Raw genomic sequence first — 15,692 nt, 5'->3', positions numbered from 1 at the left:
TAAAGCAGCCGGAGTTTGTCATCCGACTGCTTTATTAAGTTCACTCTTCAGGAAAATTATCGAATAGACCTGAGCATACGACTCCATGCATTTCCGTTGAGCCTGCGTCTATATGCCATTCCAATCAGTGTAGCACCCACCCCAACAGCCAATAAAGATATAACGGTTTTCTGATTATTGATTTTGAAAGGGATCATCCGCTGCATTTCATTCACTCCTTCATCTGAAATATTTGTTCGAGCTCCGAACCATCGTATTATGGGTACGTTATGAACTCTTCATTCAGAAAAAGGATGGGTATAATGATGCTGCAATTTGTTTCCATGTATGATTAAACGTTCCCCTTACTTTCGTTTACGAAACATGCGATTTCGTTTGATATCCGCTTGACCTTTATGCTTTAGGATTTTAGAGGATAAAAGCATAAAGGAGGAGCACATGAAGCGAAAATGGATCGCCGGCTTATTATCCGGCATACTGATCGGCAGCAGCTTATTTGAGCTTGCACTTGCAAGTACCCCGGCCTATGCTGCGCCATCGGGAGCGATGCCCGTATTTATCTCGGAAGTGTATCCCGATGACCGGTCGAATCAGCAAACAATCGAGGGCGCGGGCGGGGCCGATCTGTTCGAATATGTTGAGCTTTATAATCATTCGGGAGCACCGATCTCGTTTAATGACGAGTTCAACATTCGTTACGACTATAATACGGGCGTGAAGACGTTGACGGTGACGGACACGGTCTACGGCAATCCGGATGGGGTGGTCATCCCGGCAGACAGCCCGGCTGTGCTCTGGGTGGAACGGACAAGCTCGTCCATTACCGGGGCGGCCGCCGCATTGACCGAATCCGATTTTCGTCAGTATCACTCTGTTCCCGGCCATGTGCCGGTATTCAAGCTTCGGGGACAGGACGGCCTCAACAACACGGACCGCGGCTTATACATAACCCGAAAAGGCGATGACGCCGCCGTGATCAGCGGCTTCTATTATACCGCCGAGGATGTCGGCGACGGCAAGAGCGTGCATCTTCAGCCGCCTGCCGACGGTACAGGAATGATTCCTTACGCCCGGGAAGCTGCGCCTTCCGCCGGAATCATCGATCCGGGGCAGCTATCGCCGCCTGACAATCGTGTACCTGATATCAGTCACACGCCGGTTGCTTCGGCCGATCGGACGCAGCCGCTGACCGTAAGCTCAAGTGTCTATGACGCAGACGGCGATGCGCTAAAAGTAAAGCTGTATTACAAAACGGCCGTCAGCAGCCCCTACAGCATGATCGACATGGTCGGTCGCGGCAGTGATCAATTTGATGCGGTCATTCCGGCCGATCAGTTGATCGGGGAGAAGCTGCAGTATTATATCGAGGCAGCGGATGGAATTCAGCAGGCGAGATCCGCCGATTATGAAACGGCTTTAACCGGAGGAGCTGCCGGCGGGACCGTTCCGCGCATCCTGATTACTGAACTTCTGCCGAATCCGGCCGGGGATTACCGGTGGGGAAGCGGCAACCAGTACGAATACGTTGAAATCTACAATAATTCGAATCAGGTATTGGACCTTAAGGATTATACGCTCTGGTATCTGTACCCGAGTCAGACGGCACCTAAGAGTTGGATGATCCCGGATCATACCGCAATCGAGCCTTACAGCTCGGCCGTCATCTGGTTCGCGAAGGAAGCCGTGGCCAACGGCAAAGGATACACAACGACGGCCGACTTCAACCTGCACTTTAACAGCACACTGAACGATAACGACATTATTTTCTACGATAATTCGAAAGCTTCGGATTTCAATCTTCCGAATTCCCTGCATCGCGGGCTTGCTCTGTCCGCGCCGGGACAAGCCCATTCGTACATCGTACAGGCCTGGTATGATCCCAGCACGCCGGACAGCCCGGACAGGCTGGTCAACGACGTACGTAATGCAGTCGTTCGATATGCCTATCCGGATGCAGGGACGACCATGAGAAGATTGGATAACCGGATGTACGCCAATCCCGGCAGCATTGATCCGGGGCAGGTGCCGCCGGTAACAGGCGTCGACATGATAGCCCCGACGCTCGAGCATGAGCAGACCGCCTATAATTTGGGCAAGGGTCAGCCATATGCAGTTACCGTCACTAGCGACGAGTCACTTGCTTCCGCCGAGGTGTTGATTGGAGCAGCCTCCGAGGAGCCAACGGCTTTTACGGATAAACATGCGCTGACGCTTGCGTCCCAGGATAATGGACGTTATGTCTACCAAGGCTCGATCACGCTGAATGAAATCGGAGCCTATCGTTATATCATCGATGCAGTCGACGGAAACGGCAACCGCACGCGGGTCCCATATAACTCCAGAGGCGGGCTTCTGACAGTTAACGAAGAAAGCACGGGGACGGAGCTGCCGGATCCGGGGTTATCCTTAGCAAAAGGCAGCATGCTGAGCGGGAAGGCATCCTTCTACGCTTACGGCTCCCGCGCCGAGGACGATATCGAAGTTCGCTTCGACGGCAATCCGCTGCCGCTTCGCAAGGCGCTGACGGGCAAGGTAAAGCTGGGCATGCAGACCCGGGGGATCGATCAGATCTATCAAGCGTCGGCAAGCGCACTCAATGCAAGCGGAGAGACGGAATTTTTCGGGCGCATACTGCCCAAATATATCGACGGCGCATGGTCGATGTTCGATATGGCTCCCGACCTCTTCGTGACCGGAACGACTGTTTCCGTCCATACCGGGAATGAGAATGCGCCGTATCAACTCAAAGATCACGACAAGGTATTCGGCAAGAACAATCATGACGATTTCGAAGTGATGAATCTCCATCTCGTGCTCCCGGACGGTTCGGTAGTCAAACCGGATAAGGTGCTGAACTACCTGGGCAATCTCGGACAGTCGACCGTGAATTACCGGGAGGATACGTATTACGGTTTCGGAGATGCGGATTACGGCAGCAACCCGAACAAGCCGATGATCAGCGATTTCCATTTTCCGATTCCGGAGGACAAGTTCACGGCAAGATATGCTGAGCTCGACACCGCTTCCGTAAAGGATGGGGTGTATCCTCTAAGCATGTCAATGAACGGACAAGCCTTCCAGTCCATCGACGTGACTGTGGACAATACCGCTCCCGAGATTGAAGGAATATCGTATGGGGAAGGGCAGTTGTTGACCGACGCCATGCAGCTTAAAGGGGCGTTCACGCTGGATGTGGTCGCATCGGACCATCTAAGCGGCGTGACCGACATTACGGCGGAGCTTGATGGCGAGCCAATCTCACTTCCTTACGAAACGTCTTCCGCGCTGCTTGCACCGGGCGAGCATATTCTAAAAGTGACCGTAATCGACGGAGCAGGCAATTCGGCGGACATCTCCCGTAACTTCATAATTGAAGACGAGATACCTCTTCTTCCTGGCGAAGTTTCCCCAGCCGATTTCGCGGAGAACACAGGGTTGAATCCGAGCCTGAGAGCTCGACTCAGCGATCCGAGCGGGGACTCGATGGACGTTCGCTTCTTGGAAGGGGATAAATACGATTTTGCCCGTGAAGACGGGATCAAAGGCCATATCAACGTTGCAGACCGGGAGCCGCCGCTTGTACTGGCGCCGGACGGCGAAAAGGGAATCGGCAAGGAGGAGGCCGACAAAGTTGCTTACCCTGACGGAGAGTATCTTGTTACGGATACGGAATCCGGCTTCCCATATCATCGATTCGAAGTCCAACTGGACGAAGCATGGTCGGAACAGGATACGGTAGAGCTGCACTGGCAAGGACGTACGCTTCCTGGACGCATCGTGACGCTGTATGCATGGGATTATGAGACGGGCAAGTGGACCGCGCTAAAGTCGGCCACCGGTGATGAAGCCGAATCCGACATTACCCTGACAGCAGAAGTGGATCCTAAGCGTTACGTGCGAAACGACAAAATCCAGGCCATGGTTCAGGATGAAGTGAAGAGCGCGAATGCGCCGTTCAACATTTTGTGGTTTACGGACACGCAGTATTACGCGGAATCGTACCCGGACATATTCGATAAACTGGGCGATTGGATCGCAGAAGAATATAAGAAGGGCTTGTTCAGTTATGTGATCCATACCGGCGATATCGTGAACGTGGCTGACGACGAGAAGCAGTGGGTGGTAGCCGACCGCAACTTGAAGAAGCTGGATGAAGCGGGCGTACCGTATGGTGTACTCGCGGGCAATCACGACGTCATCATTGATGGTGTGGATTACTCCTACTACGGTAAGTATGTCGGGGCCGACCGGTATAAGAACAATCCTTGGTATGGCGGGGAAATGGATAACAACCGCAACCATTACGACCTCGTGTCGTTTGGAGGCCATGACTTTATTTTCCTGTATATCGGCTTTGGACTAGAGGACACGCCAGAGACGATCGCTTGGGCCAACGAGGCGCTGAAGAAGCATGCGGACCGCATTGCGATCGTCGGCATGCATGCATATCTGGAGAGCAACGGCACCTTGTCCAATATGGCGCAGAGCGTTTATGACCAGGTCATCGCGCCGAACAAAAACGTACAGCTGGTGCTAAGCGGACATTATCATGCTGCGAACCGGGTCGTGAAGACGGTGACGCATCCGGACGGATCGACAAGGCAGGTCATCGAAATGCTGGCGGACTATCAGGGAGGACCGAACGGAGGCAACGGGTATCTGCGCCTGCTGAAATTCGATCCAACCTCCGGTACGCTGGACGTGGATACGTATTCACCTTACTTAGACGATTATAATTTCTTTGATGATGCCATCGAGGATTTTACCGAGCCGTTTGCGTTCAGGGACATTCAAAAACGGGTGGCAACCGATTATTTTGCGGTTAACGTGTACAAAGATACACTGATTGGCGAGCAAAAGGACGTGAAGTCCGGGGAAATCGCCTCTACCGTATGGAATGGACGCGAAGCCGGTGAGACGTATTACTGGTATATGGATATTACCGATGAATTCGGCGCCAAGCAGCTTAGCCCAATCTATCGCTTTACGACCTCGAAGAAAACGTCTCCTCCGGGCGGCGGGAACGACGGAGGCGGAAACAATGGGGGCGGCGGCAACAACGGAAATAACGGAAATAACGGCAACAATGGCAACAACGGAAACAACGGCAATAACGGAGGCAGCAGTAATCATCCGGGTCAAAGCAAGCCAGGAGGAACGCCGCCGACCACCGGACCTTCCAGACCGGGAATGATTACGGCGAAAGTTGCCATCAATGGTCAGAGGGCTCAGGCAGCGATCAGCGAAGCAGAGCTCAGCCGTGCCTTCGACAGCGTCGCAGCAAACGCGCGCGGAATCAAGACCGTGACAATTCAACTGGACGAAAGTGCCCAGTCGTTCAACGGCGAAATCGTCATCCAGGTTCCGTCAGCTTACTTGAACCGCAATCACGCGCGGGAACGGATCGAGATTGCTACTCCGCAGGCAACTATGAAGCTGCCATCCGATATGCTGAACCGTCTGCCAGAAGCAGGGAAGTTGACGAGCCTCGTAATTCGGCCGGGTAATCGAAGTGGGCTTTCGGCGGACCGACTTGTCGAGATTGGGAACAGACCGGTCGTCGAGTTGCTGCTGCAAATCGATGGCAAGACGGTGGAAGGGTCGGGAAGCGGCACCCCTGTAACGGTATCGCTCCATTATGAAGCCAAGGCTGACGAACGAGTGGATCAGTTAGTCGCGTGGGAAGTCGATGCGATGGGCTCCGTATCTGCTGTGCTGAACGGATATTACAATGCCGAGCTTCGCACCTTGACTTTCGAGACGGACAAGCTTGGCACGTATGCAGTCGCATATAAGCAAGTATCCTATCGGGATGTAGACCCTGGCAGCTGGTATGCAGATGCTATACATTTCCTCTCTGCCCGGGACATTGTTATGGGCACAGGGGGAGGACGGTACCTCCCGCAGAAGGAGATCAGCCGGGCCGATTTCCTGGTCATGGCCATGAACACCTTCGGGATCACACCAGAGAATACGGATGGTGAAGGTAATTTTGCCGATGCGGGCAGCCGGTACTATACGCCGTATTTATCCGCAGCGAAGAAGCTGGGACTGGTCCATGGAACGGGAGATAACCGGTTCAGACCGGAGGACTCGATCACGCGTCAGGATATGGTCGTCATGCTCCATGCGATCATGGAATCGGCCGGTAGCGAGTTGCCGGGCGGAGATGATAACATCGAACGCTATACCGATGCGAAAGACGTATCCGGTTATGCGAAGGAAGCGATGGACTTCATGCTGGATGCCGAATTGATTCAAGGCACAGGTGGAGGCAAGCTGTCACCGAAGTCCGTTACCGATCGGGCAATGGCAGCAGAGCTGATGTACAACTACCTGGTCAAAAGCCGGGAAGCTTCTTAAGAATCAGAATAAAGATCAGTTATATCATGTTCATGGATTAACGTAGTTAGAGCGGGAGGAGCCTCCCGCTCTTTTTGTTGCCGTTCGGTTGCGGCTGTGATTTCAGGCTGTTATTAAACTAACTGTCAGATACGTTCAATTAAGGTACTATACTTTGGATATCTTCCTTGACTTGTTCTGGTTATATTTTGTAATCTGTTTTTGGAGATGAAGGAAAGGGGACTCGTATTCCAATGTGGACTTCCTTGTAATGGTTTGATTGTAGGTGATCGCGTGATTCGACCTTGGCTAATTGCCATAGGTTTGGTGAATCATGCCATCCTCAACCATTTCGAGGGATGCGAGAGACCGTTTATTTCATCCGCTGCGCGAATACTTGATGTATCCGCTTTTTTTGGTTAAGGCAGCGGAAGCAATTCATCTCCCATGATGAACGATTCTCTTGTCTTCTCTTAACCGTAGGAGGTATTTCTAATCTTGAAGAGACTGCAAGGGAAAATTGCCATCGTAACTGGCGTAAGCCGTCCGGGGGGAATCGGAGCCGCGATATGCCGGACATTGGCTCGCGAAGGTGCCGATTTATTCTACACTCATCTATATGACTATGATAAAACAATATATCCAAATGACGCAGACAAGAGTTGGCCAAATTTATTTGCCGACGAACTTCGCCAGTTGGGCGTTCAAGCCGCACATATGAATTTGGACTTAGCCGATTCCGGTTCGGCTGTCAAACTGCTGCAAGAAGTCCGAACTACGATCGGTCTTCCGACAATCCTTGTCAATAATGCTACGTATAGCGTCGATGCCGATTTTCGTCAATTAAATGAAGCTCTTATCGATGCCCATTGTGCTGTAAACATTAGAGGGACTTTCATGCTATGTGCCGAATTCGCTCGTATGCTTGAGTCAGAGCAACGTGCACATAACGACGGGTTACCCGGCGGAAGAATCATTAATCTTACCTCTGGACAAGGAAAAGGCCCAATGCCCGGTAATCTCATCTATGCTGCAACGAAAGGAGCCATCTCCGTTTATACCGAATCATTGGCTGCAGAGCTGGCTCCGCTTCATATCACTGTGAACGCTATCGATCCCGGTCCTACTGATTCGGGCTGGATGTCCGAAGAGGTGAAAACAGCCCTGCTTCCGAGATTTCCGATGGGGAGGATTGGTCTTCCCGAAGATGCGGCCCGTCTGATCGCTTTTCTAGCAAGTGAAGATTCACAATGGATTACCGGACAAATTATTCATTCCAGAGGCGGTTTCTAAAGTGGATTTACTTTACCGTCTAGCATTGTAACGTACGAGTTACGAGCTGTCATTGTATTATCAGAGAACCAAAGTTTAATCATGACAGAAGAAGGCAGCCGATCATTATGATCGGTTGTCTTTTTTAAGCTAACGGGCAGATAAAATACATTTATGATATAAGACATAAGATGACATAATTATAATTTACAATGAGTGATATATCCCGAAAGGAGCTACAAATCGTGAAACGTAAAATCATTTTGGATTTAGCCGTTACTTTGGATGGTTATATTGAAGGGAAGAGCGGGGAAGTTGACTGGTGCATCATGGATCCTGAGATGGGGTTTATGGATTTCTTGAATCAAATCGATACGATTTTTTACGGAAGAAAAAGCTATGATTTATGGGGACAATTCACCCCGAATCCGGAGCTTTCGGATGATGAACAAGCGTTTTGGTCAATCGTTTACAGTAAAGAAAAATATGTGTTCTCCAGGACGCAAACAGGGAGCGATCATAAAGCGACATACATCAATGATCATATCCTTGAAGAAGTAAATGCATTAAAGAATAAGCCGGGTAAAGACATCTGGTTATATGGGGGAGCAAGCCTTATTACAACCTTTATTCAGTTAGGGCTGGTTGATGAATTCAGATTATCGGTTCACCCTGTCATCCTGGGAGAAGGAAAACCGTTGTTTATGGATATCAAGCAAAGGTTGAATTTAAAGATGGTGAATACAAAAACGTTCTCCTCCGGGGTCGTGCAGCTCATTTATCATTTGGATAGGAATGCAGTTAACGATGTTAACCTCGAGAAGACGCCTTAGTTAAAACATAGCTTTGTTTGATCATTTCACGGATTTCTTCTTCAGGTACGGTGCCGTCAAGAATAATCGAATTCCAATGGTCTTTATTAAGATGAAAGGCCGGGACTACTGCAGTGTATGCCTGCCGTAAGAACTCCATCATGCCGGATTCACACTTTACATTGATCCAAATATGATCCTCTTTTTCAAAAATCCACGCAAAAACTTTATTTGTATCTTTATGTCGAACCACGGTCCAATTTTTATCACGAAATGGTTGATCCTCATACGAATGGTCCAAGCTCAAGCAGTAATCGATGGCTTCCTGTCTACTTCTCATCCCTAACTCCTCCAACCTATAACATATAAAAATACCGTAAGTTTAACGGCATTTTTGTGCTCTCCTAATCAACATCAAGCGTAGGACTACGTATACCATAACAAATAGGATTGTCGGAGGACAAGCCATAACTGAGGTGGAATTCATGGGCATCAAACAAATTCAACGCCCACAAGCCTTAGAAACAAACATTAAAGTACCTAGCTAAGCTATTATAAATTGAAATGGGAAGGATCAAGGGTGTGCCGACTTTAACTTAGCACTTGCATCCATGTTGTACAATCCAACTAGATACGTAAAGGAGGAGATCTTTTTGAGAATGGATCATTTTGCTTCCACCCCGTCCCGAAGCGCAAAGGCTGGCGGCTTCATTACCTTCGGCACTTACCCGCAGTCTTCTGACGGTGCAGACAATTCCCCGATCCTGTGGAGGGTGCTGCAAAATTCAGGAAGAGAGCTGTTCCTGTTGAGCGAGTACATTTTGGACTGCAGGCGGTATCACGGCGAAAGCGTGGATATTACGTGGCATGATTGTGATTTGCGCAAGTGGCTGAACGATGAATTCTACAACACCGCATTTAATGCGACAGAAAAAAAATTCATAAAGACGTCGCATTGTTCGGACAACGGAGATGGCAGCCCGGATACGGAGGATAAAGTTTTTTTGCTTAGCGTTACAGAGATCAAGGAGTTATCGGAGATTCACGGAAAGGAGTTACGGCGTGCCGTTGGAACGGATTTTGCCAAATCGAAAAAATACGATGGATGCAGTTTATATGTATACGATAAAACAAACCAGGATAACTACATCATCAGAAACGGCGAAGAAGTCGGCTGTTCCTGGTGGTGGCTGCGAACACAAGGAAACAAGCCTTCGCGTGCGTTTTTTGTCGGTCCAAGCTGCAGTATTCGCAGCTATGCGAATGTCAGTCTCTCCCGTGACGGCGTTCGTCCCGCTTTAAAACTTACTCTGAAATAGAACGGGGCTTTCCCAGATTGGGGAGGCGCTCTAACCCGGATCTTAAAGAATCGCCGTCGGAAATGTCACAAATCAGCCCCCTATATTGTTTTATGTGCAAAATGCAAAGGAGCTGAGGAATGATGAACGACTTGACATGCATCATTATTGGAGGCGGCCATGCAGGGCTTTCAGCGCTTAAAGCGATAAAAGAAACAACCCGGAACATGACGAATGGACGGCGGATTCGGTTTGTTCTGTTTGACAAGCAGCCCGGTCATGTGCGCAAAATACTGTTGTTCCGTCCGGCCGTAGGTGAGGAAGTGATTATGATTCCTTGGACGCATTATAGTTTTTCAGAAGGAGCCGAATTCGTGCAAGGAACGGTTACGTCCGTGGATAGCGGGGGGAAGCAGATTCAATATAAGGATGCGCATGGAGATGAGGCCTGGATTCCTTATGATCTTTTAGTTGTAGCGGTCGGTAGCGTCGTTCGGCGCCCTGATCCTGATCGGGGAGGCATTTCTTTAACCGATCAGCAAACCGCAGCAGTCATCCGGGAGCGCTGGCGCGCCAATCTACGGCAAGCTGTTCACGAGACAGATGTTAAGGAACGTAAGCGACTGATGAGCGTCGCAGTTGCGGGAGCGGGTATCAGTGGCATTGAGACATCGGCTGAGCTGGCGCTAGAGATGCAGAAGGAAGCAGCTTTACTGGGACTTCATTCGTCCGAAGTCGCTGTCTATTTACTGAATGCGCAGGAGCGGTTATTCCCAGAAGCACCCGAGAAAGTGGGACATAAGCTGGAATTGACGCTTAACAAATGCGGAGTGACCGTGCTTCATAATCGTACGGCGCTAAGAGAGGAAGCAGGCGTGGTGACGGTCAGCAATGGTGATCGTCTGCCGGTTGGCCTGTGTATATGGACGATTGGTCTGATTCCGAATCCGGACCTTCGCAGTATGGGCTTGCCGCTTACTCCGGACGGTCAAGTTCTAGTGGATGGATCCTATCGCGTGCAAGGGGCAACGGGTGTATACAGCATCGGCGACTGTACGAGAATCGTCGATCCGAGAAACGACATCGCAGATCAAATGACGTGCAAAGAAGGCGGCCTACAGGGAGAACGATTGGGGAAAATCGTTATGGCCGATTTGGAGGGACGCCCCGCTCCGGTTCACAAGAAGGTTCCCTTAGATTTTTTCTGCATTGGACTTGGGAAAAACCGCGGGTTGGTGTGGGGACGCAAAAGGGGGGGCAACCTGATTATAACCGGAAAACTTGCATGGAAATTCAGGAATATTGCATGGAAAGCAGGCAGTAAACTTCTATAGAAAGAAGAGATCTAGCTTGCAGATAAGAGAAGGTGAGAAGACGAAGTGGAAGAACTGTACGATCAATATAAAGCGCTCCTATTCACGCTGGCCTATCAATTAACAGGCTCTGTGGCAGATGCGGAAGATGCGGTGCAGGACGTGTTTGTTAAGGCGCACGACGTACATCCCGAGCGTTTGGAGGAGCCGAAGGCATATTTGTGCAGAATGGTAACCAACCACTGCCTTAATCAGCAAAAATCAGCACGGAAGAGACGCGAAATTTACGTTGGTCCCTGGCTCCCTGAACCGATTCGGACGCCTGAGGCGGATACCATCGAAACAACCGTTGTCCGCTTCGATCTGCTATCTTACGCCATGCTCGTACTGCTCGAGCGGCTGTCCCCGACAGAGCGGGCGGTTTTCGTTTTGCGTGAAGCACTTGGCTTCGAATATGCAGAAATTGCCGATCTGATCGGGAAGCGAGAGGCGAATTGCCGGAAGATGATGAGCCGGGCAAGAAGCAAGATGGGGGTTTCCGAGAAGGAGCCCGTAAAGAACGACGCAGATGAAAAGGAATGGATAAACCGTTTCCTCGTGTCCCTCGATCAAGGGAATATCGATCATTTGTTGTCTCTGCTTACCGAAGACGTCATGTTCGTTGCCGACGGAGGCGGCAAAGCCCTGGCGTACAAGCGCCCCATACAAACGCGCGATTATGTGGCCCGAGTCTTGCTCGACGGGTTCCAAAGCATACAGGGGAAACTTCACCTCGAGCCCGCACCTCTTAACGGTGAGACCGGCTTCGTCATCCGTTCGGGGAACGAAATTTTGGCGGCGATATGCATACAACTCCGGCACGGAAAGCTTGCCAGAATGTATGCCGTACGGAACCCGGATAAGCTTGCTCGGGTTTAGGTCCTTGAATGCAGCTTCAATCTAATGACCATTTCGATGAATCAGGACATTTCATTGAAGTGGTCATTTGTTTTATTGCAAATACAACATTGTTATATTAAAATAAACATACGTTTTATTGCATTTACAATATAAATGAAAACGAGGGAGTCAATGTATGAAAGGAATTCTTCGTGAAATTGGAATGATCGCAAGGGCATTAGATTCGATAAGCAATATTGAATTTAAAGAATATGACCTGACGAAAGGACAGTATCTGTACCTTGTGCGAGTATGTGAAAACCCAGGAATCATTCAAGAGAAGTTAGCTGAGATGATAAAAGTAGATCGAACAACTGCAGCCCGTGCTATCAAAAAGCTTGAACTTCGTGGCTTTATTGAGAAGAAAGAAGATCAACATAATAGAAAAATCAAAAAACTCTTTCCAACGGAGAAAGGGAAACATGTGTATCCTTTTATAAAAAGAGAACATGATTACTCCAATACGGTTGCATTAGAGGGATTTTCCGAAAGTGAAGCAGAAGTCATGTTTAATCTGCTACAAAGAGTCAGGAAGAACGTTGAAAAAGACTGGGAGTTTGTAAAAAAGGGCAATAAGAGATTATATTGAATTACTAAATGGAGGATAAACCCATTGACTCTAAAAATAAGAAAGTGCACGTTAGAGGACTTATGCTTACTTCAAGACATTAGTGTTGAGACGTTTAATGAGACATTTAAAGGTCAAAATTCACCTGAAAATATGAAAGCCTATTTAGAAAGAGCATTTAACTTAAACCAATTAGAAAAAGAGATTTGCAATAGCTCTTCGGAGTTCTATTTTATTTATTCTAGTGGGGAAATCGCCGGGTATTTAAAGGTCAACACCCATGATGCCCAAACTGAAATGATGGGCAATGATTCGCTTGAAATCGAGAGGATATATATTAAGGGCATATATCAAAAACTTGGGCTTGGCAAGTTCCTGCTGAATAAAGCCATGGAGATCGCGATGGAACGAAATAAAAAGAGCGTCTGGCTAGGCGTTTGGGAACGAAATGAAAATGCCATTGCTTTTTATAAGAATAGGGGGTTTGTTCAAACAGGAACCCATTCTTTCTATATGGGTGATGAAGAACAGAAGGACCTTATCATGACCAAAACATGCATAGAGCACTAAAAAGAATTTTAGCTAAAAACGGGTATTGGGTTCGTGATATCGGATGTGGGTTCAAGGCAAACCTAAAGGCAGCTAATCTGCGGATTAACTGCCTTTGTTTTTGTTCAAGCAACGTTCTTGGATATGCATATGGCGATATAGAGAGGATTAACCCAAATCCACGAAATCATCGTGTAATCTGCGGAGGCGATAAGCGTTCATGGCGGATTCGCGCAGCTCCTCGAGAATGGTGTAATTGGCCCACGCGCCCGCGACAGCGCCGATCCCAGGAACCATCTGCAGCATCTTCCGAAAGTCCATGGCGTCGCGATACTCGATCTGAAATGTCTCCCAGTCCATATTCTGGGCGTATTCTGCGTCAGAGAGCCATTGTTCCTTTTCCATATGCCAATGTTTGATGGAATGGAGCAACCTCGCACGGTTTTCCTGCCCTGAAAAGGTCATTTGAAATACCTTGAGAATGAACACCCGTTCGGAGAAGTGTTTGGTGTCGTAACCGTAAACATGGGCCAGCTCGAACAAAAATTTCATTTTGATCGCAATTAAAGCTGGAAAGTCTACCATGCTAAACATAATGCCGCCAGCACCCGTTCCAGCGCCTTCGGCAACCGCAATTTTCTGGTACAGGGCAAATAACTCTTTCGCTTCTTGATCGGCAGTCTCCAGTTCCAGCGTATGCTGAACCGGACGGCTAGGCGTATATTCCGCACCGAACAACGCTGTGCGCACGATCGATCGTATGGTGGTCGTAATAATGCTGTGCACCTTCGGGGGAATCAAATGATTGATTCGATTGCCAATGGTTTTCGATGTCTTTTCCAGCCATCCCGGCGGTTTGAACATTTTCTGTTCCCAGTCGGCAATTTCCCTTTGTACTTTATGTTCGTAATTCATGATCATTCGCTCCTCAAAAATACTTAGCTATATTGTAACGATTAACTCCGTGATTCGAAACAGACTGCGGAAGGGAGGGGACCTCGACTAAAGTCCAGTTTCACATTGATTTTATGATTTATCAAGGGTTATTCCTGATGATTTCGGTATCCAGCAGCTTGTTAGAAGACAACTATTTTGATATTTCTAATTGGCAGTAAATAGAAATCTATGATAAAATATGAATATGTGTTATTGATTTAAGTAACTCAATTCAATGGGGTGACTTGGCAGTGGAGGATGAACAATTCAAGATCGGTCTTTCTAAAAAAGACGGTCAGCTCGGCTTCGTCTTTGATCGTGGAGGGCCTCGCGAGGGGGCAGGAAGAAAGGGAATCGGCATAACAAAGAAGATATCCTTGACTCTGACAAAAGATATTTGGGAAGAAATTGATCGTGAGTGTGAAGAACGAGCGATCTCTCGGTCTTCATTCTTCAGAAATATTATGGAGTCCTATTACGCCGCCGCTAATAAGAAAGACAGGTGAATAAGTTGTTAGTGCACATATCAAGGGATTTACTTGCTAAGGCTGTTCAACATGTCTATAAAGCTGTATCGAGTAATAGTCCGGTATCTAGATTGTCCGGGCTATACATACAAGCCGGAAGAGAAGGGGTATTTTTTAGTGGCAGTAATACAAGTCTTACGGTTCAATATAAGGTTTGTATAACGGATAGTAAAGTTCGTATCCTTAACAAGGGGAGTGTCGTCTGCCCAGGCAAGTACCTATTTGAGATCATTCGTAAATTAGAGGATGGGAATGTGACCTTGGAGGTCAATGAGCACCTTGTGCTAAGCATTAGTTCTGAGAACACACGAGTTTGCCTGAGTGGTATGTCTCCTATTGAATACCCTTTCATCCGGCCACCATATTATCATCAATCAGCTAATTACATAAATGTATCGTGCAACTTATTCATATCTGTGATTAACCAGGTAGCAGGAGCAGCTTCAACATCTGAGGCAAAGCCGATACTGACAGGAGTATCGCTGGAGATTCAAGGGAACCAGCTTAATTTGATTGCTACAGACGGGGTTATACGAATGGCTGCTTTATCAATCTGTATTGAGAACGAAGGAGGGGTCTATGGAAGCGTTGTAATACCTGGTGGAAATTTAATGGAGATAGCCAAAATACTGGCTGATGATGGCCTAACAAAGGTAACTATAGAGCTTAATCATCATGAGATCAGATTTATGACGCAGAATCTGCTTATTAATTCGGTGTTAATCGAAGGTATGTACCCTTCAACTAGAAATCTTGTTCCTGCTTCTCATGTTTCCGAGATTGTCCTTAACATCAAATCATTAAGACAAATGGTTGACCGCGTATCTGTATTGGCTGACTATCACTTAGTTACGATGCATGTAACAGAAAACAAATTGGAGCTTACATCCAGTACGCCCGAAATTGGTGACGTAAGTGATGTGCTGCTTTTGGAAGATAAGATCGGAGACAATTTTAGCATTACGATTAATGTGAAATATCTCATAAGTACGTTGCGGTGCATCGAGTCAGATAGTATCCGAGTACGGTTTGCTGGTCGAAAAAGTCCCATTGTATTGCTTCCAGCCTTGGAAGATAGAGCATGTCTGTTCTTGTTAAGTCCTGTCATGACAAGATAAACGATATAGTTAGGGGAT

12 protein-coding genes are annotated in these 15,692 nt (G+C 48.1%); 10 read left to right on the top strand and 2 right to left on the bottom strand.

The features are described 5' to 3' along the window. Positions 1-438: 438 nt before the first annotated feature. From MKY82_RS18110 to MKY82_RS18100, 3 genes are all read left to right on the top strand, one after another. Positions 439-6,363 carry an S-layer homology domain-containing protein gene (locus tag MKY82_RS18110; RefSeq protein ID WP_339294026.1) on the top strand — a complete coding sequence of 1,975 codons (5,925 nt, stop codon included), beginning with the start codon at positions 439-441 and terminating at the stop codon, positions 6,361-6,363. A gap of 477 nt (positions 6,364-6,840) precedes the next feature. Continuing rightward, positions 6,841-7,635, top strand: coding sequence for an SDR family oxidoreductase (locus MKY82_RS18105; RefSeq protein ID WP_194543013.1), 795 nt, complete (start codon positions 6,841-6,843; stop codon positions 7,633-7,635). A gap of 224 nt (positions 7,636-7,859) precedes the next feature. Next, positions 7,860-8,447 (top strand): dihydrofolate reductase family protein, encoded by a 588-nt coding sequence (locus MKY82_RS18100; protein ID WP_339294025.1) that lies wholly within the window; start codon positions 7,860-7,862, stop codon positions 8,445-8,447. Here MKY82_RS18100 and MKY82_RS18095 read toward each other — a convergent pair. After that, complete coding sequence (locus MKY82_RS18095; RefSeq protein WP_220685016.1) at positions 8,425-8,766, bottom strand: MmcQ/YjbR family DNA-binding protein; 342 nt, start codon at positions 8,764-8,766, stop codon at positions 8,425-8,427. The genes MKY82_RS18100 and MKY82_RS18095 overlap by 23 nt on opposite strands. Positions 8,767-9,085: 319 nt before the next feature. Here MKY82_RS18095 and MKY82_RS18090 point away from each other — a divergent pair, with 319 nt between their 5' ends. From MKY82_RS18090 to MKY82_RS18070, 5 genes are all read left to right on the top strand, one after another. Further along, positions 9,086-9,745, top strand: coding sequence for a DUF6273 domain-containing protein (locus MKY82_RS18090; protein ID WP_339296692.1), 660 nt, complete (start codon positions 9,086-9,088; stop codon positions 9,743-9,745). A gap of 122 nt (positions 9,746-9,867) precedes the next feature. Next, positions 9,868-11,058 carry an FAD-dependent oxidoreductase gene (locus tag MKY82_RS18085; protein WP_339296691.1) on the top strand — a complete coding sequence of 397 codons (1,191 nt, stop codon included), beginning with the start codon at positions 9,868-9,870 and terminating at the stop codon, positions 11,056-11,058. Between the two features lie 45 nt (positions 11,059-11,103). Then, positions 11,104-11,955 carry an RNA polymerase sigma factor SigJ gene (gene sigJ / locus MKY82_RS18080; protein WP_339217606.1) on the top strand — a complete coding sequence of 284 codons (852 nt, stop codon included), beginning with the start codon at positions 11,104-11,106 and terminating at the stop codon, positions 11,953-11,955. Between the two features lie 157 nt (positions 11,956-12,112). Continuing rightward, entirely contained in the window at positions 12,113-12,565 is a 453-nt protein-coding gene (locus tag MKY82_RS18075) for a MarR family transcriptional regulator (protein WP_339294024.1), read from the top strand. 24 nt (positions 12,566-12,589) lie between these two features. After that, positions 12,590-13,114 carry an N-acetyltransferase gene (locus MKY82_RS18070; protein WP_220685019.1) on the top strand — a complete coding sequence of 175 codons (525 nt, stop codon included), beginning with the start codon at positions 12,590-12,592 and terminating at the stop codon, positions 13,112-13,114. A gap of 147 nt (positions 13,115-13,261) precedes the next feature. On the opposite strand, the gene MKY82_RS18065 is transcribed toward MKY82_RS18070, so the two are convergent. After that, positions 13,262-14,008, bottom strand: a complete 747-nt coding sequence (locus MKY82_RS18065) for an EcsC family protein (protein ID WP_194543007.1) — start codon at positions 14,006-14,008, stop codon at positions 13,262-13,264. Between the two features lie 272 nt (positions 14,009-14,280). Here MKY82_RS18065 and MKY82_RS18060 point away from each other — a divergent pair, with 272 nt between their 5' ends. Continuing rightward, entirely contained in the window at positions 14,281-14,535 is a 255-nt protein-coding gene (locus MKY82_RS18060; RefSeq protein WP_071218935.1) for a hypothetical protein, read from the top strand. Beyond that, a complete protein-coding gene (dnaN, locus tag MKY82_RS18055) occupies positions 14,532-15,674 on the top strand; it encodes a DNA polymerase III subunit beta (RefSeq protein WP_220685021.1) in 1,143 nt (380 codons plus the stop codon). Before MKY82_RS18060 ends, dnaN begins: the two co-directional genes overlap by 4 nt. Positions 15,675-15,692 lie beyond the last annotated feature (18 nt).

Source organism: Paenibacillus sp. FSL W7-1279 (genome assembly GCF_037969845.1).
In the GTDB taxonomy this organism is placed as follows: domain Bacteria; phylum Bacillota; class Bacilli; order Paenibacillales; family Paenibacillaceae; genus Paenibacillus_AQ.
Note: the sequence above shows the minus strand (reverse complement) of the source record. Positions and strands in the feature narration are given on the sequence as shown.